We start from the raw sequence: 19,625 nt of genomic DNA, 5'->3' as shown, positions 1-19,625 counted from the left end.
ACAGAATCACGCCGACGCCGGCCGGGGTCAACTCGACGCCCTTCGCGCCCCAGGGTGGTGCACCACGGGGACAGCAATGGGCGAAAAATGCGATGATAGCGCATCGACGGCACCGTGCCGAAGCAGCACCTTCGCATAAGGCCAGCGCCGGTTGGCATAACGACAACCCTCTGGCTAACGTAAGGCCATAACAAACGACGGCCCATCGCCGTCGACGAACGGACCGGGTGGGCAGCGCGACAGCGCCCTGCCAGCAAGCGAGGAGATCGGGTTTGGAACGTGAATCCATGGATTTCGATGTAGTCATCGTCGGGGCAGGCCCCAGCGGGTTGTCGGCGGCGTGTCGCCTGATGCAGCAGGCGAGTGACGCCGGACGAGAACTGTCGGTCTGCGTGGTCGAAAAGGGGTCGGAGGTGGGTGCACACATTCTCTCCGGCGCGGTGTTCGAGCCGCGGGCCCTGGCCGAACTCTTTCCCGACTGGGCTGAGCGCGGCGCGCCACTGAACACGCCGGTGCTGCGCGATGAACTCTACCTGCTGAAGGACGCCGGCAAGGCGCAGAAGTTGCCCAACGCCCTGGTGCCGAAGTCGATGCACAACACCGGTCACGGCGGCGACGGACCCGCCACGAAGAACTATGTCATCAGTGCCGGCAACCTCTGCCGCTGGCTGGCCGAGCAGGCCGAAGGACTGGGCGTCGAGATCTTCCCCGGCTTCGCCGCGCAGCAGCCGATCGTCGACGAGGAGGGCATCGTTCGCGGCATCATCACAGGCGACATGGGAGTCGCCGCCGACGGCAGCGAAACGGCCAATTACATGCCAGGCATGGAACTTCGCGCCAAGTACACGCTGTTCTGCGAGGGGGCCCGTGGCCATATCGGCAAGCAGTTGATCGAGCGCTTCGGTCTCGATGCCGATCGCGACCCCCAGCACTACGCCATCGGCTTCAAAGAGCTGTGGGACGTGCCCGCCGAGCAGCACGAGCCGGGCCTGGTGCTGCACGGATCCGGCTGGCCTCTGGATGACAAGGACCACGGCGGCGACAGTCACGGCGGCTGGTTTCTCTACCACGGCGACGACCAGCAGGTGATGGTGGGACTGATCGTCGACCTGGCCTACCGCAACCCGTATCTCTCGCCCTTCGACGAATTCCAGCGCATGAAGCATCATCCCCTGCTGGCGCGTCATCTGACCGGCGGGAAGCGCGTGGCCTACGGCGCCCGCGCCATCACCAAGGGTGGCGCCAACTGTCTGCCCAGGATGACCATGCCCGGCGCCCTGCTGCTGGGCTGCAATGCCGGCACGCTCAACTTCGCCAAGATCAAGGGTATCCATACCGCGATGAAGTCGGGGCTGGTCGCGGCGGAAACCGTGTTTGCCGCCGGCGACGAGGGTGGCAAGGAGCTCACCGATTTCAGCTCGGCCTGGGAGTCGAGCTGGGCCTGGCGGGAGCTCGAAGCCAGCCGCAGCTTCGGCCCGGCCATTCACAAGTTCGGCACCGTGGGCGGCGGCGCTTTCAACTTCGTCGATCAGCTGCTGGGCGGCAAACTGCCCACGCAGCACGACACCACCCCGGACCACCGCCTGCAGACCGCGGCGGAGTCGTCGCCGATCGACTACCCCAAACCGGACGGCAAGCTGTCGTTCGACAAGCCCTCGTCGGTGTTCCTGTCGAACACCAACCACGACGAGAATCAGCCCTGCCACCTCAGGCTGAGCGACCCCGATATCCCGATCGAGAAAAACCTGCCGGAATACGCCGAACCCGCTCAGCGCTACTGCCCGGTGGGCGTCTACGAGGTGGTCGAGGAGGCGGGCGAGCCCCGGTTCCGGATCAATTTCCAGAACTGCATCCACTGCAAGACCTGCGATATCAAGGATCCGTCCCAGAACATCACCTGGGTGGCGCCTGAGGGCGGGGGCGGCCCCAACTACCCCAACATGTAAGCTCGAAGCTCTAAGCTCTAAGCTCTAAGCTCTAAGCTCTAAGCTCGAAGGCAGCATAAAGCAGACCGCCCCAAGCCAATGCCTGGGGCGGTTTTTGGTTTCCGCCTCGAGCCCACGGCCGGGACACGGCGCTGGGCGAAGCCGGACCTAGTCGCCGGTCGCGACCGGCCTGGCAGGGTCGCGAATCCACTCGCTCCAGGAACCCACGTAGAGCCGCGGCAGCGGCAATCCCGCAACGGCGTAGGCCAGGATGTTGTGGCAGGCGGTCACACCGGAGCCGCAGTAGGCCGTCAGCGCTTCGGCCCGGGGCAGCTCCTCCGCCAGCCGCTGTGGCGATTTGAAGTGACCGTTTCCATCGAGGTTGTCGCTGCAGGGCCGACATGTCGCCCCCGGAATATGGCCCGCGACGGGATCGAGCGGTTCTTCGACCCCACGAAAGCGGGACAAGGCTCTGGCATCCACCAGTTGCCCGCCTCGTTCCAAAAGCGCGCCCACCGGGATCAGCGCCTGGTCATCGAACGCTGGGCACCACTGGCTCCGCCCGCCCGGTTCGGCGGCGGTCTCCACGAGTTCGCCCGCTGCCAGCGTCCATGCGGTCATGCCCCCGTCAAGGACACGAACGGCGGGATGGCCCGCCCAGCGAGCGATCATCCACCACGCCCGTGCTGCCGCGAGTTGCCCCCCGTTGTCGTCGTAAACCACGATGGATCGTTCGGGAGTGACGCCCATGGCTTGAAGGGTGGTGGTGAACGCGTCGTGTGAGGGCAGCGGATGGCGGCCACCCTCGCCCGGCGGTGCCGAAAGATCTCGTTCGAGATCCAGTACGAGGCTGTCGGGAAGATAGCGACGGGCAGGCAGCGATTCGTCGCCCCGGGACGCGCGACAATCGAATATCAGCGGCGGTTGATCGCCGCCAAGAGTGCGCTGCAACTCTTCCACCGTCACCAGCACGGATGCGTTCATCACTTCCTCCCCAAGCGTCGTCGATCGAAAGACAGTCTGGCCCATCACGAGCGTTTCGTCAGCGGCGCGCGTGCGGCGATCAGGCGGCGGCGACCGGCCGAGGCGAAGCGCACGTCGATCACCGGATTGGCGGCATTGCCCTCGACCAACAGCACCTCGCCATCACCGAAGCTGGCATGTCGCACCCGATCCCCGACCTGCCACGGCGCCACGCTGACCTCGGCAGCCGGCGCTGATGGCACCGGCTGGCGGGCGTGCAGCGTGAGCGACCGTCCCAGGTGTTCCAGATCCGCGCTCGCCTGGCCGATGCGCGCCAGATAGGTACCGATCATTTCCGGCTCGCGAACCGCGACGCCGGCCTCGCTGCCGCTGCGGATCGCCCGGTCGATTCGACCGCAGTCCTCTACCGCGGTCTCGTCGAGGAACCGGCTCGGTCGATGATCACCGCCATCCTGAACCAGCAGCAGACGCTCCCTGGCTCGGGTGATGGCCACGTAGTAGAGCCGTCGCTCCTCCTCCAGCCGCTCCGGCGAGAGCGGGTTGTCGCGGCTGAAATGGGGGAAATCCTCCTCGTTGAGCCCCCACACCGCAACCAGCGGCCACTCCAGTCCTTTGGCGCCGTGCACCGTGCTGATCAACACGCCGTCCGGGCGATTCTCGACCGGATTGCGCAGCAGTTCGATGAACGCCTCGGGATCGCTGGCCAGCTCCCCCGCCTGCTCGATCAGCACGTCGAGCAGACGCACGTCGTCATCGCCCTTCTCGCGACGCGCCGCCGAACGACGCAGAATTTTTTCGGCATCGATGGCGTCGACCACGTGCTCGAGCAGCTTGGCCGGCGGCCACGATGCCAGCTTGGGAAGCTCGCACAGCAGTTGCCACCGCTTCTTGAGGTGCCGGCGCTGACCGGGTTTGAGGCCCGCCAGAACCGAAGATTCGCGAGCCGGCCACTGCTGGGTGCGGACGAGTTCGTCGACCAGCCGGCGTACGCGCTCCTGGGCCACGAAGGTCGTCGGCTGCGAGAACAGCAGCGCCAGATGGGCGGGATCCTGCAGCCGCTGCGGCTGGCGGGCTAGCTGAAGATAGCCCGCCAAGGCCTGAACCAGAGGCAACCGGAACACGAAGCGCTCCTCCTGCGCCAGCCGAAATGGCACGCCGGCCCGCAGCAGTTGCAATTGTACCGAGACCGACAACGACCAGCTGCGCACCAGCACGCAGGCTTCGTCGCTGTGTCGACCCGCCGCGTACCAGCGCCGCAGTGTCTCCAGCAGCGCGCTGGCACCGACGCCGGTCTGGACCTCGGTCAGGGGGTTGCCGGGGGCCGCCAGACAGAGCTGGTCCCAGCGCTGACGGTTGTGACGGATCGCGTGATTGGCGGCCAGGGCCAGAGCATGGCCGTGTCGGAAAGTGTAGGAGAGCGGGTACTCGCTGGCATGGCCGAACAACCCGTCGAAGCGTGACAGCATCGCGTCGGGCCGCGCACCGCGCCACTCGTAGATGCACTGATTGGCATCGCCCACCGCCATGACCTGGGCCTGTTGGCCGGCGAGGATCTTGAGCAGCCGTAGCTGGGCCTCATTGATGTCCTGATATTCGTCGACGATCACATGCCCCAGAAAACCTTCGACCCGTCGGCGCGCGTCCGTGTGCTCTTCGAGACACCGCAACGGACGATGGAGGAGGTCCGCGTAGGTCATCTGCCCGGCGGCTTCGAGCAGCGACTCCACCACCTCGAAGGCATCGATGAAGTGCCGCTCGCCGGCGGCATAGTCGAGCTTCTCGAACAGTTCGGCCGGCGTGACGACCTCCGCCTTGACCAGATCGCAGAACTGGCCGAACGCCTCCAGCCGATCCGCGTCCAGGGCCGCCTCGCGAGTCTCGCCATCGGCCGATGCCAGGCTCTGCATCACCGCCTGCCGCAGCAGCCGTTCCCGCTGCCAGTCGGCCTGCAGCAACTGGCGCGGCGGCAGGTATCCCCAGCGCGTCAGGCTCTGGGTCAGGCGATGACCGATCGAGTGGAAGGTTCGTACCTCCGGCAGCGCCACGTTCGGCGGCGCCTCCCGGGTCAGCTTGGCGCGGAAGTCGTCCCTCGCCGCGCGATTGAACATCAGCACCAGAATGCGCCGCGGATTCTCGCCGTTGGCGAGCAGGTGCAGTACCCGCTTCACCAGGGTGGTGGTCTTGCCGGCGCCGGCTACCGCCGCAACTCGCGCGTGGCCGTGACGATGGCCGACCACGGCGCGCTGTTCGGCGGTCAACCCATCGGCGGGCGCCTGATCCGACAGCATCGAGGGATCCCGATCGTTCATGGCGCCCCGTCGTCGAACCGGCCCAGCACATGCCATACGCCGCCACTCCACAACCCCATCTCGTCGTCACGCCGCTCGGCCAGTTCGACCCAGCGGTAGAACAGGTTGCGGTGCAGCCGCGCCCGCAGACCGTGGCGAACGGGCAGTGCCGGCAGGAGATCGCCCCCCGGGCCGCTGAGCAGCGTCAGACGATGGGTCGCATCCAGCGGCACCCGGTCGCCACCGGCGGTGACCGCGACCCAATCGGCATCGACCCGATCGGCGTCGGTGATCAGCAGCGGCAGATCCTCGACGACGATACGGAGTTTCTCCGCGGGGGTGACCAGATAGTAGTCGCCATCGGCTTCCCGACGGAGCACCCGGCTCAATAGCTCGACCAGCGCGGGCCGCCGTATCGGCGAACCCTCGTGGATCCAATCGCCACTGGCCGAGATGGTCAGGTCCATGTCGCCGCAAAAAGGCGGATCCCACTGCGCCAACGGGGGGATCGACTGCGGGTCGAACTGCTGGAACAGCGTGTCGAGTTTCATCGTGCCCTCCTCGACGGCGCGCCGGCGCCGTTGCCTGCATTGTCGCCGGTGAACGCGCTCACACGAACGGGTTGTCGGCCTTCCCTTCCGGGGCGCAGCCGGGGAACAGCCGATAGAAGTTGGCTCGGGTCTGCATCGCTACCTCGTCGACGGTGATACCTCGTTCGTGGGCAATGCACTCGGCAACCTCGACCACCCACCGTGGCTCGTTGGGGTGGCCGCGATGGGGGACCGGCGCGAGGAACGGACTATCCGTCTCGATCAGCAGACGATCCAGCGGCACCTGTCGAGCCACGCCGCGCAACGCCTCGGCGCTGGCGAACGTGACGATACCCGACAGTGAAATATAGAAACCCAGCCTCAAGGCCTCCCGGGCCATCTCCAGGTCCTCGGTAAAGCAGTGAAGCACCCCGCCCACCTTCGGATCGACATGCTCGCGGATCAGGGCCAGCGTCTCGTCACGCGCCTCACGGGTATGGATCACCACCGGCAGCTCGAGCTCCCGGGCCGCGCGGAGATGGGCGACGAAGCGCTGGCGCTGGGTCTCTCGCGGTACGCTGTCGTAGTGAAAATCGAGGCCCGTTTCGCCGATGGCCACCGCCCCGTAGCGGTCGGCACAGGCCTGGATCGCCTCGCTGTCGGGCTCTTGGGCCACCTCGTGGAGCGGATGCAGGCCGACGCTGATGTCGACATCGTCATGGCGCCGCGCAATCCCGGCCAGGTTGGGCGCCCCTTCCAGCGACGTCGAGATCGCCAGGAAACGCCGGACACCCCGGTCCCTGGCGGCTTCCAGGGCCGCGTCGAGATCGCCGCCGTAGGGCGTCAGATCGAGGCGATCGAGATGACAGTGAGAGTCGACGAACATGAAGATTTCCAGGGTAGAGAGTAGATAGACACGAACGCTCCGCGTCGAGGCCACCATCGGCAACGTCGACGCGCTCAGGATCGCAGCAGCGCCGACCAGCGAACCAGCCAGGCCTCGAGCACCAGCTGCGGATTCGGGTTGCCACCCGCCGCCAGCAGTCGACGCTGCTCGCGGGCATAATCCAGCAGCCGGAACCAGTCGCGCACACGGGCGTTCTTGACCGCCTGGCGATACAGCGGCAGCAGATCGCCGTTGCGCACCCTGCTGGGGTCTCCCGACAGGCCGAGCCGGATCAGATCCTCCAGCCAGGCGATGCCATACCATAGTATGCGGTCGAGCGACTGCGCATCGAGCCTGGCCGCTTCCCCCACCGGCTCGCCGCCGCGCACCAGCGCATCGAACAGTTCGCGTAGATCCTGGCGCAACTGTCGCGCCTCCGCGCCGGCCAGCTCCTCGGCCAGCAGCGGCAGCCCCCCGGCCACGCTCAACCAGAAACGCGCCTCGTCGCCATTGCCCAGGCGTTCGCGCAGCCAGGGTTCGGCCACCTCAAGCGGGGGCACGGCAAGGCTCCAGTGCTGGCAACGGGAGCGAATGGTCGCCAGCAGCCGCGACGGTGTATCGGATACCAGGATGAACAGCGTCCGATCGCCCGGCTCCTCGAGGCTCTTCAGCAAGGCGTTCGAGGCAGCAACGTTCATCGCCTCGCCCGGCTCGATGCGGATGACCCGGTAGCCGCCCTGCTGGGCAGTCTGGGCGACGAAACCGTTGACCTGGCGGATCGCGTCCACGCGGATCTGGCGGGATTTCTCGGCTGGCATCACCGTCAGCAGGTCGGGGTGGTAACCGGCCGCCAGCATGCGACAGCTATGGCACTCGCCACAGGCCAGCTCGCCGGGGTTACGGCACAGCGTCCGCGCGATCAGCGCCTCGGCCAGCGGCTGCTTGCCGATGCCGCTGGGTCCGGAGAGCAGCAAGGCATGAGGCAGACGACCGCCATCCTGCAGTTCGACCAGTTGCCGCCATCGGTCGGTCTGCCACGGCAGCGGGCTCATAACCATGCCGACACCCGCCGGTCGAGGCAGCGTTCGATTTCGCTCTGGACCGCATCCAGCGCGGGACTCGCATCGATGATGGCGAACCGCTCGCTGTCACGAGCCCGTTCGAGATAGGCCGACCTGACAGACTCGAAGAACGCTTCCCGCTCGCGCTCGAACCGGTCGAGCTGGGCGCCGCGGCTGACGACCCGCTGCGCCGCGACGCCGACAGGCATGTCCAGGAGCAGCGTGAGATCGGGCTGCAACCCGTCCTGGACCAGGGTTTCCAGGGTTCGAATGCGCTGGCGATCCAGCCCGCGCCCCCCGCCCTGATAGGCGAAGGTGGCATCGGTGAACCGATCGCAGACGACCCACGCGCCCCGGGCCAACGCAGGCCGGATACGCCGGGCGAGGTGCTGGGCCCTGGCGGCGAAGACCAGCAGCAATTCGGCGTCGTCGCTCCAGGCCTCTTCCCGCGTGGGATCCAGCAGGAGGTCCCGGATCGCCTCGGCGCCCGGGGTGCCGCCAGGCTCACGGGTGCGCACGACTTCGATGCCCTTCGCCGCCAGCCAATCGCAGACGAAGGTGACATTGGTCGTCTTGCCCACTCCTTCGCCACCTTCCAGCGTGATGAATCGGCCGCGCCGCTGTTCGGTATCACCTGCGTTCATGCGGTGTCGTCTCGTCGATAAGTGGACCGCGAACTCAATCGCGATTCAGGATGTAGCGGCGGACGGCAGCGTTGTGCTCCTGCAGCGTCCGCGAGAACTGATGCGACCCATCCCCCTTGGCCACGAAATAGAGCGTGTCGCCCGCGGCGGGATGGACGGCGGCCTCGAGCGACCCGAGTCCGGGCATCGCGATCGGCGTCGGCGGCAGCCCTTCGATGACATAGGTATTGTAGGCAGTCTGCCGCTGGAGATCGGCCCGAGTGATATTGCCGACATAGCTGTCGCCCATGCCGTAGATCACGGTCGGGTCGGTCTGCAGACGCATGCCTTTTTGCAAGCGACGGACGAAGACGCCCGCGATCTCGCCACGTTCCGCCGGCACCCCGGTCTCCCGCTCGATCAGCGATGCCAGGATCAACGCCTGATACGGCGTATCGATCGGCAGGTCGTCGTCGCGCTCGTCCCAGACGCTCGCCAGCGTCTGCTGCATCCGGTCGAAGGCGCGGCGCAGGATCTCGAGGTCCGTCACGCCCTTGTGATAGCGGTAGGTATCGGGAAAGAACTGCCCCTCGGGGAAGGTGTCCTCGTGTCCCAGCGCGGCCATGACTTCCTCGTCGCTCATCGCCGCCGTTCGATGGTCGAGCTTGGCGGCCTTGTCCAACTGGGCGCGCATCTGCCGAAATGTCCACCCCTCGGGAATGGTAAGCCGATAGGTGACGACCTGATCGCTGGAAAGGTGCGCGATCAGTTGACGGCCACTCATGCCCGGATCGAGCTCGAACTCCCCCGCACGCAGGCCTTGGGTCGCCTCGGGTGCAACGCGGGCCAGCAGCCGATAGGGCCAGGCCGCGTCGATGACGCCGCGCTTCTCGAGATCGTCGATGACGCGGGTGAACGCGGCCCCCCGCGGCACTTCGTAGATCGTCTGCTCATCGAGCGCTATCGGCCCGTCGAGCTGTTTTTGCCAATAGTGGAATCCGCCGAAGACCACGATCGTGGCAAGCAGCAGTATCCCGATCAGAATTTTGAGGAGACGCATGTCTATCCTTAATCGCCGGAAGCCGTGCATCGGCTCCCGGGCATGATACGGGGGTCAGTCGCTGCGGTTCAGCGGATACCCCAACTGTTCATGGGCCGCCTGTCGGAAAGCATCGCTCGTCGCGAGCGGCCACTGCCTGAGACAGTTGCCGGCGCTGTCATCCAGCCGCCGTATGGGCCACGCGCCCTGGACGCTATTGATCAGCCAGGCGGCATCCGCGGCCAGCAAGGTATCGAGCCCGACGCGGACCCGATCGATGTCGACGACGGCTTCCAGCGCATTCAGGAGCGTCCCGTCGACGCCGCAATGATCGAGCAACGGTGTTTCGAGGCGCCCCTCTCGACGCCAGACCAGATTCATCGCCGTCGCCTCCACCAGACACTCTTCCGAATCGAGCAGCACTCCCTCGGCAATGGCGTCGTCCTGCCACTCCTGCCGGGCAAGGACGTTCTCGAGTCGTGCCAGATGCTTGATCCCGGCCAGGCGGGGTTGCCGACCCAGCCGAAGCTCGCAGCAACGAACGTTCACGCCTTCGAACCAGCGTTCGGCAATGGGCTGGAAGGCGGAGACCGTCCACCGCCACCGCGGCTCGGCCAGCGCCGGCGGACGATATCCTCGTCCACCGCTGCCCCGGGTGACGATCAGCTTCAGCACCTTGAGGCCAGGCCCGCACTGCGCCGGCAGGGCCTCGAAAGCTGCGAGGTCCGGCCGGGGAAGCGCCAGCCGCTCGATCCCCGCCTGCAGGCGCGCCATGTGCTGCTTCCACAGCTGCGGGCGACCATCGCGAACCAGGATGGTCTCGAACACGCCGTCACCGTAGGCGAGACCGCGATCGTCCATCGGAAGCGCTGTATCGCGCATGCGCTAGACCTGGGTGAAGATCAGGGACCCGTTGGTGCCACCGAATCCGAACGAATTCGACAGCGTCGTCCGGATCGGCATTTCCCGAGCGTTGTTGGGCACGTAATCGAGCGTGCAACCCTCGTCGGGATTGTCGAGGTTGATCGTCGGCGGCGCGACCTGATCGCGAATGGCCAGCACGCAGAAAATCGCCTCGACCGCCCCGGCCGCGCCCAGCAGATGGCCCACCATGGACTTGGTCGAACTGACCGCGACCTGACGCGCGGCGTCGCCCATCACCCGCTCCACCGCTCGACTTTCCGCCACGTCACCGGCCGATGTGGAGGTGCCGTGAGCGTTGATGTAATGGATGTCGGCGGGATCGATCCCGGCATCCCGGATGGCGTTGGCCATCGAGGCCGCCGCACCGCTGCCATCTTCGGGAGGCGACGTCATGTGGAACGCATCGTCGCTCATCCCGAAACCGGTCAGTTCCGCATAGATGGTGGCCCCCCGGCGCTTGGCGTGTTCGTACTCCTCCAGCACCATGACGCCGGCACCGTCCGAGAGCACGAAGCCATCGCGGTCGCGATCCCAGGGCCGGCTGGCCGCCTGTGGGTCGTCATTGCGGGTGGACAGCGCTCTCGCCGCGGAAAATCCGCCCAGGCCCAGGGGCGTGGTCGCCATCTCGGCGCCGCCGCAAAACATCACGTCGGCATCACCGTACGCGATGGTTCGCGCGCTGTAGCCGATATTGTGCGTACCGGTCGTGCAGGCAGTGGTGATCGCGATGTTGGGACCCTTGAAGCCGTGCTGGATCGCCAGGCTGCCGGAGATCATGTTGATGATCGACCCCGGAACGAAGAACGGCGATATGCGACGCGGTCCACCCTTGTGAAGCGAGTCGTGGTTGCGCTCGATCATGGGCAGGCCGCCGATGCCCGAACCGATGGCGACACCGATGCGGTGTGCGTTTTCCTCGGTGCATTCGATACCGGAGTTGCGCATCGCCTGTGTCGCCGCCGCAACCCCATACTGGATGAACAGATCCATCTTGCGAGCCTCTTTGGGATTGAGATACTCGCCGATATCGAAGTCCTTTACCGCACCACCGAACCGGGTGTTGAAGCCGGTCGTATCGAAATGCTCGATCGGCGCGATGCCACTCTTCCCTGACAGGAGGCTCTTCCAGCTCTCCTCGACCGTGTTACCGACTGGCGTTACCAGCCCCATCCCGGTCACCACCACTCTTCTGCGCGGCATCGAATCTCCTCCGAACTTCCTGATGGCCCTGAAGGCACGATCCGTGAAGCCATCATCGCCTCACGAGACCGAGGACTTCGCCTGGGCCCGACTGGCGCGAATTATACCTGAACAACCCTGGAGATGGGCGTCGCGAACGGTGACTTTGCCCCACCAGTCACCTCCATGTCCACGCCACCTCGCTCGCCGTGCCCGGGCGCCGTGGCGCAAGCGCTTGTCCCGCCCTCTCGAGAAAAGGCTTTCAAAACGCAGAAAGCCGCTCTCGTGGAGAGCGGCTTTCTGAACATCGGCACGTCCTGCCCGGTGGCATTCTCCGTATCAACGGAGAATACCGGGCTTACTGATGAGCGACGATGTAGTCGATCGCTTCCTGAACGGTCGTGATCTTTTCAGCTTCTTCGTCGGGAATTTCGGTGTCGAATTCCTCTTCGAGCGCCATCACCAGTTCGACGGTATCCAGCGAATCCGCGCCGAGGTCTTCGGTGAAGGATGAGGTGTTCTGGATATCCTCTTCCTTGACGTTCAGGCGTTCGGCAACAACCTTCTTCACGCGCTCTTCGATGGTGCTCATTATGTCGTTACTCCTAGTGGTACGAATCCGCCAGCTAAAAAGCTGCGGGTAGTTTATAGACCGCCCCCAGACGACGCAACCCGCGTCGCGGGAGGATTACCGCATGTTCATGCCGCCATTAACCTGCAGCGTTTCGCCGGTAATATAACCGGCTGCATCGCTTGCGAGAAACCCGATAGCGGCGGCGATTTCCTCCGGCTGCCCCAGACGGGCCAGCGGAATCTGCCCCAGAAGCGCATCCCGCTGAGCTTCCGGCAAAGATTGGGTCATGTCAGTATCGATGAAACCCGGTGCCACGGCGTTGACCGTAATCGCACGCGAGGCAACCTCTCTCGCCAATGCCCGGGTAAAGCCTTCCATGCCGGCCTTGGCCGCAGCATAGTTGGCCTGCCCCAGGTTGCCCATCATCGCCACGACGGAACTGACGTTGATGATGCGACCGAAGCGCGCCCGCGTCATCCCCCGGAGACTGGCCTTGGAGACACGATAGACCGACTTGAGATTGGTATCGAGGACCGCATCCCACTCGTCCTCCTTCATTCGCATCAACAGATTGTCACGCGTGATACCGGCGTTGTTGACCAGGATGGTCGGCGCCTCGAAGGTCTCGGTGATGCGCTTGAAAAGCGCATCGACACTGGCCTGGTCGGTGACGTCCAGCGCCAGCCCCAGGCCTTCGATGCCCTGAGCCTTGAGATCGTCGTCGATCCTGGTGGCGCCGGCTTCGCTGGTGGCGGTGGCAATCACGATGCGCCCCTGCCGACCCAGCTCATGCGCGACGGCGCGCCCAATCCCACGACTCGCGCCGGTGACCAGCGCAACTCTACGTTCGGTCATGTCATTCATCCTTAAGGCTCTTGTACGTCCAGCGTTTCACGCGCCAGCTCGAGCGCAGCCGTCAGCGTATCGGGATCATTGACCGCCAGCCCCTTAGCCTGTCGCTGGATACGCTTGCTCAAGCCAGTCAAGACCTTGCCCGGGCCACACTCGATGAACACGGCAGCACCATCGTCGAACATGGCGTTCACGCAAGCTGTCCAGCGCACCGGACGATAGAGCTGTTCGACCAGCCGATGGCGAAGCGCCTCCGTCGTCGCGGGCACCCGAGCATCGACGTTCTGATAGACAGCATAACGCGGCAGCTTGAACTCCATCGCCCCCATCGCCTGCTCGACCTTCTCGGCGGCGGGCTGCATCAATGCGCAGTGGGAGGGCACCGACACGGGCAGCGGCAGCGCGCGCTTTGCCCCAGCTTCCTGACACAGCGCGATGGCCCGGTCGACGGCGCCGCGGTGGCCCGCAATGACGACCTGGCCCGGAGAATTGTAGTTGACGGCAGCGACCACCTCCGACTGGGCGGCTTCGCGGCAGGCCGTCTCGACCGCCGCGTCTTCCAGCCCCAGAATCGCGGCCATTGCACCTTCGCCCGCGGGCACCGCCTGCTGCATCGCCTCGCCACGCAGGCGCACCAGCCGGATCCCCTCCGCGAAACCGAGGGCACCGGAACAGACCATGGCACTGTACTCGCCCAGGCTGTGGCCGGCCATCATGCAGGGCCGCGGCCCCTCCAGCTCCTGCCACACACGCCAGATCGCCACGCTCGACGCCAGCAGCGCGGGCTGGGTACAAGCCGTCGCGTTGAGTTTCTCTTCGGGGCCTTCCTGGACGACATGCCAGAGGTCGTAGCCAAGCGCTTCCGATGCCTCGTCGAATGTCGTGCGAACTACGCTGTAACGTTCGGCCAGTTCACGCAGCATGCCGACCTGCTGCGAGCCCTGCCCGGGAAAGACCAAAGCCAGTGATTGCGTCATCGCGCTCACCCTTGAAATGGTGGACCGTCGGATCTCGTCGTGTCGCAAGACCCGCTATCCTCTCGATCGTCGGTGACGATCGACGAGATAACAGGCGTCGCCGAGTCGTGAGACCATGCCGCGCGAAGATGGTCCGGCAATCCGACCTCGACTTCACGTACAGCCCGGTCGATGGCGAAGGCGAAGGCCTGGGCACTGGCATTGCCATGACTCTTCACCACGATACGGTTGAGCCCGAGCAGACTGGCACCGTTGTGCCGCACCGGGTCCAACTGCGCCTTGAACCGCATCAGCGCGGGTCGCGCCAGCAGAGTCACCAAGCGTGTCGACCAGTGGGATTCGAAGGTTTCCTGCAGCCGCTTCAGCAGCATCTGGGCCACGCCCTCGCTCGCCTTGAGCACGGCGTTGCCCACGAACCCATCGCAGACCACGACGTCGACCGAACCGGAAAAGATCGCATCGCCCTCGATATACCCGACGTAGTCGAAGTCGCCGCCGCCGCGGGCTTTCAGAAGCGCGTCGGCCTCGCGCACGCGGGCCACGCCCTTGCTCGCCTCGATACCGACATTCAACAACGCCACCCTGGGTAGCGCCACGCCATCGACGACCCGCGCCATCAAGGCTCCCATGCGGGCGAAGTCAACGAGATGTCGGGCATGGACATCGACGCTGGCCCCCAGATCGAGCAAATAACACCGCCCGCCCTTGCGGGTCGGGACCGCGGTACTGATTGCCGGCCGCGAGATACCGGGAACACTTCCCAGCTCCCGCCTCGCCAACGCCACCAGCGCGCCCGTGTTGCCACAAGTGATGCCGGCATCGGCCTCGCCATCCCGCACCGCCGCCAGCATGCCGAACATGCTGGTCGAAGAGGGATCGTCGAGAGCCTCCATCGGCGGTGTGGACTGAAGCACGACTCGCGGTGCATCCACCCATTCCAGGCGCTCGGCAAGCGGCGCCTCCGTCGCGTCGCCGGTCAGCTCCTCGACCAGCGCACGAAGCTCAACCTTCGGACCGAATACCGTGGGCTCGAGTTCCGGATGACGTTTCAGCGCCAGCAGCAGGCCACCAATAGTCGCGCGGGGACCGAAGTCCCCGCCCATGGCATCGATGGCGATGCGCACTGCTCTTCTACCAAGCGTCCGACGTCTGTTTAAACGTCGACGACCTTGCGACCACGATAGTAGCCATCGGGGGCCACGTGGTGACGGCGATGCGTGGTACCGGTTTCCTGATCCTGGGACAGGGCCGGGGAGGTCAGTGCATCGTGTGCGCGACGCATGCCGCGCTTGGAACGGGTCTTACGGTTTTGTTGAACGGCCATGATATGACTCCAACGTCAATGTCTTCGGGTTCAGAGTTTTCCCTTCAACGACTTCAGCACGTCGAAGGGGTTGTCAGGGCGGGCGGCCTCCTCTATCGAGGCTTCACCGCTGCTCAATTGCTCACGGGAGACGGCACAATCTGCCTCGTCGTGATAGACCACCTGGGGCAGGCTGAGGATCAGCTCGTCCTCGATCGCCTCCAGCAGGTCCAGCTGTTCATTATCGACCAGCACCGGTTCGTAGTCGCTGGGCACCGTCGCCGCCAGCGCATCGTCGCTGACGACTGCCAACTTGAAGTGACTGGCGACCGATACCGCCATGGGCTGCAGGCAACGCCGACACGGAATCATGAGATCCGCTTCCAGCTCCCCATCGATCAGATGGCGACGCTGCGTATCGATATCGAACTGCAGCTTGACGACGGCATCGCCTTGCTGCGGCCCGATCTCGATCTTGAGGCGCGCCAGTTTCTCGAGGTCGACAAGCCCCTCGATCGTTTCTTGGTTAGCCGCTGCCCGATAAGGCTCGACGGTCGGGGGAAGTCGTCTGGTCAACATAGGCGCGACATAATAGGGATTTGCCAAGGCCCTGTCAAAGCAGTCGGAACGCGCTATCCTGTCGCCCGACAAGGCACCCCCGCAGGGGCCAACCACCCTGCCGCTGCCGCGGTGCCGCCTACCCGATTATCAAGGAGCAGCCCGATGTCTCGCCTGGTACTCGCTTCCAGCTCCCGTTATCGCCGCCAACTGCTGGACCGGCTGGGACTCCCTTACGTCTGGTCCTCGCCCGACATCGATGAAACCCGGCGACCAGGGGAAGACGCCGAGAGCCTGGCCCATCGGCTGGCGCTCTCCAAGGCCCAGGCGGTTTCCGCCGACTACCCCGGCCACCTGATCATCGGCTCCGACCAGTTGGCGCTGTTCGACGGCGACATACTGGGAAAGCCCGGCGACTTCGACACGGCCTGCGCCAATCTCCGCCGCTTCTCGGGGCACAAGGTCAGCTTCATGACCGGCCTTGCCCTGATCGATACGCGCAGCGGGCGCCACCGGGTCGTTCACGACACCTACCACGTCTGGTTTCGGGCCCTGAGCGACGCGGAAATAGAGGACTACGTCTCCCGCGACCAGCCCTACGACAGCTCGGGGAGCTTCCGGATGGAAGGGCTTGGCATCGCGCTATTCGAACGCTTCGAAGGTAACGATCCCAACACCCTGATCGGCCTTCCCCTCATCAGGCTATGCGAACTGCTGCGAGAGGCCGGCGTCAACCCACTCGGCGCCGACCGACAACTCCCTCAGGGTAGCTGATAGCGCACTGGCGACGCCGCACTATCCAGACCCAGCCAGTGGGCCGCCGCGCTGGTGAGCTTGTTGGAGACCAGCGACCAGGGATCGAGGGACGGGGTGTAATCCTTGAGGCTCACCTCCCCAAGACGCGCCCGCGACAGTTGCTCGAGGTTGGCGAGATCATCGACCAGCCCCAGCGACTTGGCCTGCTCGCCGGTCCAGACCAAGCCGGAAAACAGCTCCGGATCGTCGCTCAGGCGGTCACCACGCCCGGCCTTGACGGCCTCGATGAACTGCCGGTGCGTGGTATCCAGCACCGACTGCCAGAACTCGCGCTGCCCCGGTGATATCTGCGAGAACGGATCCATGAAGGCCTTGTTCTCCCCTGCCGTGAAGACACGACGCTCGACACCGATCTTGTCGATCGCGCGCTCGAGGCCGAACCCCGAGCTGATGACGCCGATCGAGCCGACCAGGCTGGCCGGCGAGGCGTAGATACGATCCGCCGCCGAGGCCATGTAGTAGGCGCCGCTGGCACCAATGTCCTCGATGACGGCCAGAATCGGCTTGTCGCCCTGGGCCTGGAGATAGCGAATTTCGTCATAGACGCGCTGCGACTGGACCGGACTCCCGCCGGGACTGTTGACATGCAGCACCACGGCGTCGGCATTGGGATCCCTCCACGCCCGCTGCAGCCCCTTGATGATGCGCTCGGCGTCGGCCTGGCCATTGGCGTCGATGGGTCCGCTGACCTCGACGACGCCAAGATGCCGGCGACTGGAGGACCCGCCGTCGCCCTGGGCCAGAAACATGGCATAGGCACTCAGACACAGTCCCGCGATCACGATCAGCGCGAACAGCAGCCGGAAGAAGATCTTCCAGCGCCGCGACCGTCGCTGCTCGGCGAGCACGCCGCCGACCCACCGATCCATCATCTGCACTTCAGCCAGCCGCACCGTATCGGCGCTGGCCGGTTCGCCATCGCGAGGCGCGCCCGCCGCCTTGCGCCGCTCGGCCTCCGAGCGGCTCAACTCCGGCCCCTGCGTCCAGTCATCCCGTCGATCGTCGCTCATTCTCGTCTCCTTGCTGAATTCCCGCACCCAGCGCATCTAAAAGGTCGGCAGACGACGACGTCAGTCCAGCAACCACTCGACGACCGACGGAAAGTCATCGGCGACGAACCTGGGGTCGCTGCGCTGCAGACGCTGACGCTCGTGCACGCCATAGGTCACCGCGATGCGATCCATGCCGATGGCCCTGGCCATCTCCAGGTCATATTCGGTGTCGCCGATCATGACGGCCTCGGCGATGGGCACATCGCACTCGGCCAGCAGCTCCTCGAGCATCTGGGGGTGCGGTTTCGAACGCGTGAGATCGGCGGTACGACTCGCCGCGAACCAGTCGCCGCAGGCTTCGTGACCGAAGACACGGTCCAGCCCGCGACGACTCTTGCCGGTGGCGACCGCCAGCCGACACCGGGCATCGCGGCGCAGGCAGCCGATGCCCTCCACCACGCCGGGGAAGAACGGGGTCGGTATCCGATCGGCGACCCGGAACTGATGGCCGTAGGCTTCCCGCAATCGATCCTGATCGAGGGCCGTCACCCCCGGAAAGAGCATGGCGACGGCTTCCGGCAAGCCGAGCCCGATGATATTGCGCACATCGGCATCGCTCGGCACCGGCCACTGCAACTCGCGCGCGGCGGCCTGCATGCAAGCCACGATACGCGCCGCCGAATCCATCAGCGTGCCGTCCCAGTCGAAGATCACCAGCGAGTAGCGGCAACGCCGCGACACACGCTCGCCGGCGAGCGCCTCAACCGCCATGACGGGCACGCTCCAGCACCTTCTCCAGCCCCGGCTCCAGCGGCGCTCTCGCCTGCACCGGCCGCCCGGTCTTGGGATCGGGGAAGGTCAGGGTCAAGGCGTGCAGGAACAGACGATCCAGACGCAGGGATCGCGCGAGGCGCGCACCCTCGGCGCTACCGTACTTGTCGTCCCCCAGCAGCGCGTGTCCGGCATGCGCGGCATGGACGCGGATCTGATGGGTGCGCCCAGTGACCGGTTCCGCCTCGATCAACGTCACCTTCGGGAACGTTTCACGCACCGCGAAGCGGGTCCGCGACACCTTGCCATTGTCGTCCACCCGCACCCGACGCTCGCCGTTGCCGGCGTCGTAACGCTCCAGCCGGGCGCTGACGTAGTCGCGCCGCGCCGGCCAGCGCCCCTGCACCAGCGCCAGGTAACCCTTCTCCATCCGGCGCTCGCGCAGCGCGGTATTGAGCGACAGCAACGATTCCCGATTCTTGGCCAGCAGCAGGCAACCCGAAGTGTCGCGATCGAGACGGTGAACGAGCTCGAGGAAATCCAGGTCCTCGCGCACCTGGCGCAGCGCCTCGATCAAGCCGATCTTGACGCCACTGCCGCCGTGCACGGCCAGCCCCGACGGCTTGTTGATAACCAGCCAGTCCGGGCCTTCGATGACGACGCTACCGGCCAGCAGGTTACGCAGGCCCTCGCTGGCTTCTTTCACCGCACTCTCCGGCGCCAGCCTCAGCGGCGGCACGCGAACCACGTCGCCGGTCTGAACGCGGTAATCCGCCTTGATACGCTTCTTGTTGACACGCACCTCGCCCTTACGAACGATGCGGTAGATCAACGACTTCGGCGCGCCCTTCAGGCGCGTCCGCAAGAAATTGTCGATCCGCTGTCCCTGCTGGGACTCGCTGACCTCGATAAACTGCACTTCCTGGCCTTCGGCCATGCTCGACTCCCTCGACGGCACTGCGCGGCGACACCAGCGCGCCGCCGGCCGCCATTCTAACGCACGCAGCCGGTAGCGCGAGCTCAATTGCCGCTACCTCGGCATTACTGTTATATTGCGAACTCACTCGGTGGGTTTATCCCCCATCCAGGCGTCAGCGACTGCATAGGCTGGCCGAAGTGAAAAAATGTCTCGATCCTCCAGAGAGTTAACGAAGCCAACCGCTCACGGCTGCTGGAGTGATCAAAACACGTTTGGAACGCCAGGCCCCGACTCGACCGTGCGACTGACCTCAGCTCGCCATGCTCGCGGGAAATCCACAGGTACCAGTGGAAGGCGTCGCCGAACCGAACAATGCCAAGTGATATAGACGGCAGTCTGCAGGACCGGATGCGTCAACGAAAAA

General features: G+C 65.4%; 20 protein-coding genes. 2 read left to right on the top strand and 18 right to left on the bottom strand.

Annotated elements, in window-relative coordinates; translation table 11 throughout:
* Positions 1 to 287 precede the first annotated feature (287 nt).
* Entirely contained in the window at positions 288 to 1,946 is a 1,659-nt protein-coding gene (locus tag AAGT95_RS15375) for an electron transfer flavoprotein-ubiquinone oxidoreductase (protein ID WP_342594400.1), read from the top strand.
* Between the two features lie 147 nt (positions 1,947 to 2,093).
* Here AAGT95_RS15375 and AAGT95_RS15370 read toward each other — a convergent pair whose 3' ends face one another.
* From AAGT95_RS15370 to AAGT95_RS15300, 15 genes are all read right to left on the bottom strand, one after another.
* Positions 2,094 to 2,909 carry a sulfurtransferase gene (locus AAGT95_RS15370; RefSeq protein ID WP_110710372.1) on the bottom strand — a complete coding sequence of 272 codons (816 nt, stop codon included), beginning with the start codon at positions 2,907 to 2,909 and terminating at the stop codon, positions 2,094 to 2,096.
* A gap of 44 nt (positions 2,910 to 2,953) precedes the next feature.
* Positions 2,954 to 5,218, bottom strand: coding sequence for an ATP-dependent helicase (locus AAGT95_RS15365; protein WP_342594399.1), 2,265 nt, complete (start codon positions 5,216 to 5,218; stop codon positions 2,954 to 2,956).
* Positions 5,215 to 5,748 carry a DUF1285 domain-containing protein gene (locus tag AAGT95_RS15360; RefSeq protein WP_342594398.1) on the bottom strand — a complete coding sequence of 178 codons (534 nt, stop codon included), beginning with the start codon at positions 5,746 to 5,748 and terminating at the stop codon, positions 5,215 to 5,217. The genes AAGT95_RS15365 and AAGT95_RS15360 overlap by 4 nt, the downstream gene beginning before the upstream one ends.
* 58 nt (positions 5,749 to 5,806) lie before the next feature.
* Positions 5,807 to 6,613 (bottom strand): TatD family hydrolase, encoded by an 807-nt coding sequence (locus tag AAGT95_RS15355; protein ID WP_342594397.1) that lies wholly within the window; start codon positions 6,611 to 6,613, stop codon positions 5,807 to 5,809.
* Positions 6,614 to 6,687: 74 nt separating this feature from the next.
* A complete protein-coding gene (locus AAGT95_RS15350) occupies positions 6,688 to 7,671 on the bottom strand; it encodes a DNA polymerase III subunit delta' (RefSeq protein ID WP_342594396.1) in 984 nt (327 codons plus the stop codon).
* The gene (gene tmk / locus AAGT95_RS15345) at positions 7,662 to 8,318 is read right to left on the bottom strand and encodes a dTMP kinase (RefSeq protein WP_110600100.1); all 657 of its coding nucleotides are present in this window, start codon (positions 8,316 to 8,318) and stop codon (positions 7,662 to 7,664) included. Before tmk ends, AAGT95_RS15350 begins: the two co-directional genes overlap by 10 nt.
* Positions 8,319 to 8,352: 34 nt before the next feature.
* Positions 8,353 to 9,357, bottom strand: a complete 1,005-nt coding sequence (gene mltG, locus AAGT95_RS15340; protein WP_342594395.1) for an endolytic transglycosylase MltG — start codon at positions 9,355 to 9,357, stop codon at positions 8,353 to 8,355.
* A 54-nt stretch (positions 9,358 to 9,411) separates the two neighbouring features.
* Entirely contained in the window at positions 9,412 to 10,218 is an 807-nt protein-coding gene (gene pabC / locus AAGT95_RS15335; RefSeq protein ID WP_342594394.1) for an aminodeoxychorismate lyase, read from the bottom strand.
* Positions 10,219 to 10,221: 3 nt separating this feature from the next.
* Positions 10,222 to 11,460 (bottom strand): beta-ketoacyl-ACP synthase II, encoded by a 1,239-nt coding sequence (fabF, locus tag AAGT95_RS15330; protein ID WP_110600106.1) that lies wholly within the window; start codon positions 11,458 to 11,460, stop codon positions 10,222 to 10,224.
* 337 nt (positions 11,461 to 11,797) lie between these two features.
* Positions 11,798 to 12,031 (bottom strand): acyl carrier protein, encoded by a 234-nt coding sequence (acpP, locus tag AAGT95_RS15325; RefSeq protein ID WP_110600108.1) that lies wholly within the window; start codon positions 12,029 to 12,031, stop codon positions 11,798 to 11,800.
* Positions 12,032 to 12,127: 96 nt separating this feature from the next.
* Complete coding sequence (gene fabG, locus AAGT95_RS15320) at positions 12,128 to 12,868, bottom strand: 3-oxoacyl-ACP reductase FabG (RefSeq protein WP_342594393.1); 741 nt, start codon at positions 12,866 to 12,868, stop codon at positions 12,128 to 12,130.
* 11 nt (positions 12,869 to 12,879) lie between these two features.
* A complete protein-coding gene (gene fabD / locus AAGT95_RS15315) occupies positions 12,880 to 13,842 on the bottom strand; it encodes an ACP S-malonyltransferase (RefSeq protein ID WP_342594392.1) in 963 nt (320 codons plus the stop codon).
* Between the two features lie 5 nt (positions 13,843 to 13,847).
* On the bottom strand, positions 13,848 to 14,966 hold the full coding sequence (gene plsX, locus AAGT95_RS15310) for a phosphate acyltransferase PlsX (protein WP_342594391.1): 1,119 nt from the start codon (positions 14,964 to 14,966) through the stop codon (positions 13,848 to 13,850).
* 29 nt (positions 14,967 to 14,995) lie between these two features.
* Positions 14,996 to 15,166, bottom strand: a complete 171-nt coding sequence (rpmF, locus tag AAGT95_RS15305; RefSeq protein ID WP_087719813.1) for a 50S ribosomal protein L32 — start codon at positions 15,164 to 15,166, stop codon at positions 14,996 to 14,998.
* 30 nt (positions 15,167 to 15,196) lie between these two features.
* A complete protein-coding gene (locus tag AAGT95_RS15300) occupies positions 15,197 to 15,724 on the bottom strand; it encodes a YceD family protein (protein WP_342594390.1) in 528 nt (175 codons plus the stop codon).
* A gap of 144 nt (positions 15,725 to 15,868) precedes the next feature.
* Here AAGT95_RS15300 and AAGT95_RS15295 point away from each other — a divergent pair, with 144 nt between their 5' ends.
* Positions 15,869 to 16,477, top strand: coding sequence for a Maf family protein (locus tag AAGT95_RS15295; protein ID WP_342594389.1), 609 nt, complete (start codon positions 15,869 to 15,871; stop codon positions 16,475 to 16,477).
* On the opposite strand, the gene sppA is transcribed toward AAGT95_RS15295, so the two are convergent.
* From sppA to AAGT95_RS15280, 3 genes are read right to left on the bottom strand one after another with little or no spacing between them, the layout of a single operon-like run.
* A complete protein-coding gene (gene sppA, locus AAGT95_RS15290) occupies positions 16,465 to 17,529 on the bottom strand; it encodes a signal peptide peptidase SppA (RefSeq protein ID WP_342594388.1) in 1,065 nt (354 codons plus the stop codon). The genes AAGT95_RS15295 and sppA overlap by 13 nt on opposite strands.
* 60 nt (positions 17,530 to 17,589) lie before the next feature.
* A complete protein-coding gene (locus AAGT95_RS15285) occupies positions 17,590 to 18,282 on the bottom strand; it encodes an HAD-IA family hydrolase (RefSeq protein WP_110600119.1) in 693 nt (230 codons plus the stop codon).
* Complete coding sequence (locus AAGT95_RS15280; protein WP_110600121.1) at positions 18,272 to 19,219, bottom strand: RluA family pseudouridine synthase; 948 nt, start codon at positions 19,217 to 19,219, stop codon at positions 18,272 to 18,274. The genes AAGT95_RS15285 and AAGT95_RS15280 overlap by 11 nt, the downstream gene beginning before the upstream one ends.
* Positions 19,220 to 19,625 lie beyond the last annotated feature (406 nt).

Source organism: Salinicola lusitanus (assembly GCF_038648475.1).
GTDB classification, from domain to species: domain Bacteria; phylum Pseudomonadota; class Gammaproteobacteria; order Pseudomonadales; family Halomonadaceae; genus Salinicola; species Salinicola lusitanus.
This window is presented reverse-complemented; position numbering and strand designations above follow the sequence as displayed.

What these genes read in the sequence shown, in the direction of transcription:
- AAGT95_RS15370 (WP_110710372.1), bottom strand. Translation starts at nt 2,909, where the DNA reads ATGAACGCATCCGTGCTGGTGACGGTGGAAGAGTTGCAGCGCACTCTT.
- fabD (WP_342594392.1), bottom strand. Translation starts at nt 13,842, where the DNA reads ATGACGCAATCACTGGCTTTGGTCTTTCCCGGGCAGGGCTCGCAGCAG.
- pabC (WP_342594394.1), bottom strand. Translation starts at nt 10,218, where the DNA reads ATGCGCGATACAGCGCTTCCGATGGACGATCGCGGTCTCGCCTACGGT.
- AAGT95_RS15375 (WP_342594400.1), top strand. Translation starts at nt 288, where the DNA reads ATGGATTTCGATGTAGTCATCGTCGGGGCAGGCCCCAGCGGGTTGTCG.
- AAGT95_RS15355 (WP_342594397.1), bottom strand. Translation starts at nt 6,613, where the DNA reads ATGTTCGTCGACTCTCACTGTCATCTCGATCGCCTCGATCTGACGCCC.
- tmk (WP_110600100.1), bottom strand. Translation starts at nt 8,318, where the DNA reads ATGAACGCAGGTGATACCGAACAGCGGCGCGGCCGATTCATCACGCTG.
- AAGT95_RS15300 (WP_342594390.1), bottom strand. Translation starts at nt 15,724, where the DNA reads ATGTTGACCAGACGACTTCCCCCGACCGTCGAGCCTTATCGGGCAGCG.
- mltG (WP_342594395.1), bottom strand. Translation starts at nt 9,357, where the DNA reads ATGCGTCTCCTCAAAATTCTGATCGGGATACTGCTGCTTGCCACGATC.
- rpmF (WP_087719813.1), bottom strand. Translation starts at nt 15,166, where the DNA reads ATGGCCGTTCAACAAAACCGTAAGACCCGTTCCAAGCGCGGCATGCGT.
- AAGT95_RS15295 (WP_342594389.1), top strand. Translation starts at nt 15,869, where the DNA reads ATGTCTCGCCTGGTACTCGCTTCCAGCTCCCGTTATCGCCGCCAACTG.
- sppA (WP_342594388.1), bottom strand. Translation starts at nt 17,529, where the DNA reads ATGAGCGACGATCGACGGGATGACTGGACGCAGGGGCCGGAGTTGAGC.
- AAGT95_RS15285 (WP_110600119.1), bottom strand. Translation starts at nt 18,282, where the DNA reads ATGGCGGTTGAGGCGCTCGCCGGCGAGCGTGTGTCGCGGCGTTGCCGC.
- fabG (WP_342594393.1), bottom strand. Translation starts at nt 12,868, where the DNA reads ATGACCGAACGTAGAGTTGCGCTGGTCACCGGCGCGAGTCGTGGGATT.
- fabF (WP_110600106.1), bottom strand. Translation starts at nt 11,460, where the DNA reads ATGCCGCGCAGAAGAGTGGTGGTGACCGGGATGGGGCTGGTAACGCCA.
- AAGT95_RS15365 (WP_342594399.1), bottom strand. Translation starts at nt 5,218, where the DNA reads ATGAACGATCGGGATCCCTCGATGCTGTCGGATCAGGCGCCCGCCGAT.
- AAGT95_RS15350 (WP_342594396.1), bottom strand. Translation starts at nt 7,671, where the DNA reads ATGGTTATGAGCCCGCTGCCGTGGCAGACCGACCGATGGCGGCAACTG.
- acpP (WP_110600108.1), bottom strand. Translation starts at nt 12,031, where the DNA reads ATGAGCACCATCGAAGAGCGCGTGAAGAAGGTTGTTGCCGAACGCCTG.
- AAGT95_RS15360 (WP_342594398.1), bottom strand. Translation starts at nt 5,748, where the DNA reads ATGAAACTCGACACGCTGTTCCAGCAGTTCGACCCGCAGTCGATCCCC.
- AAGT95_RS15280 (WP_110600121.1), bottom strand. Translation starts at nt 19,219, where the DNA reads ATGGCCGAAGGCCAGGAAGTGCAGTTTATCGAGGTCAGCGAGTCCCAG.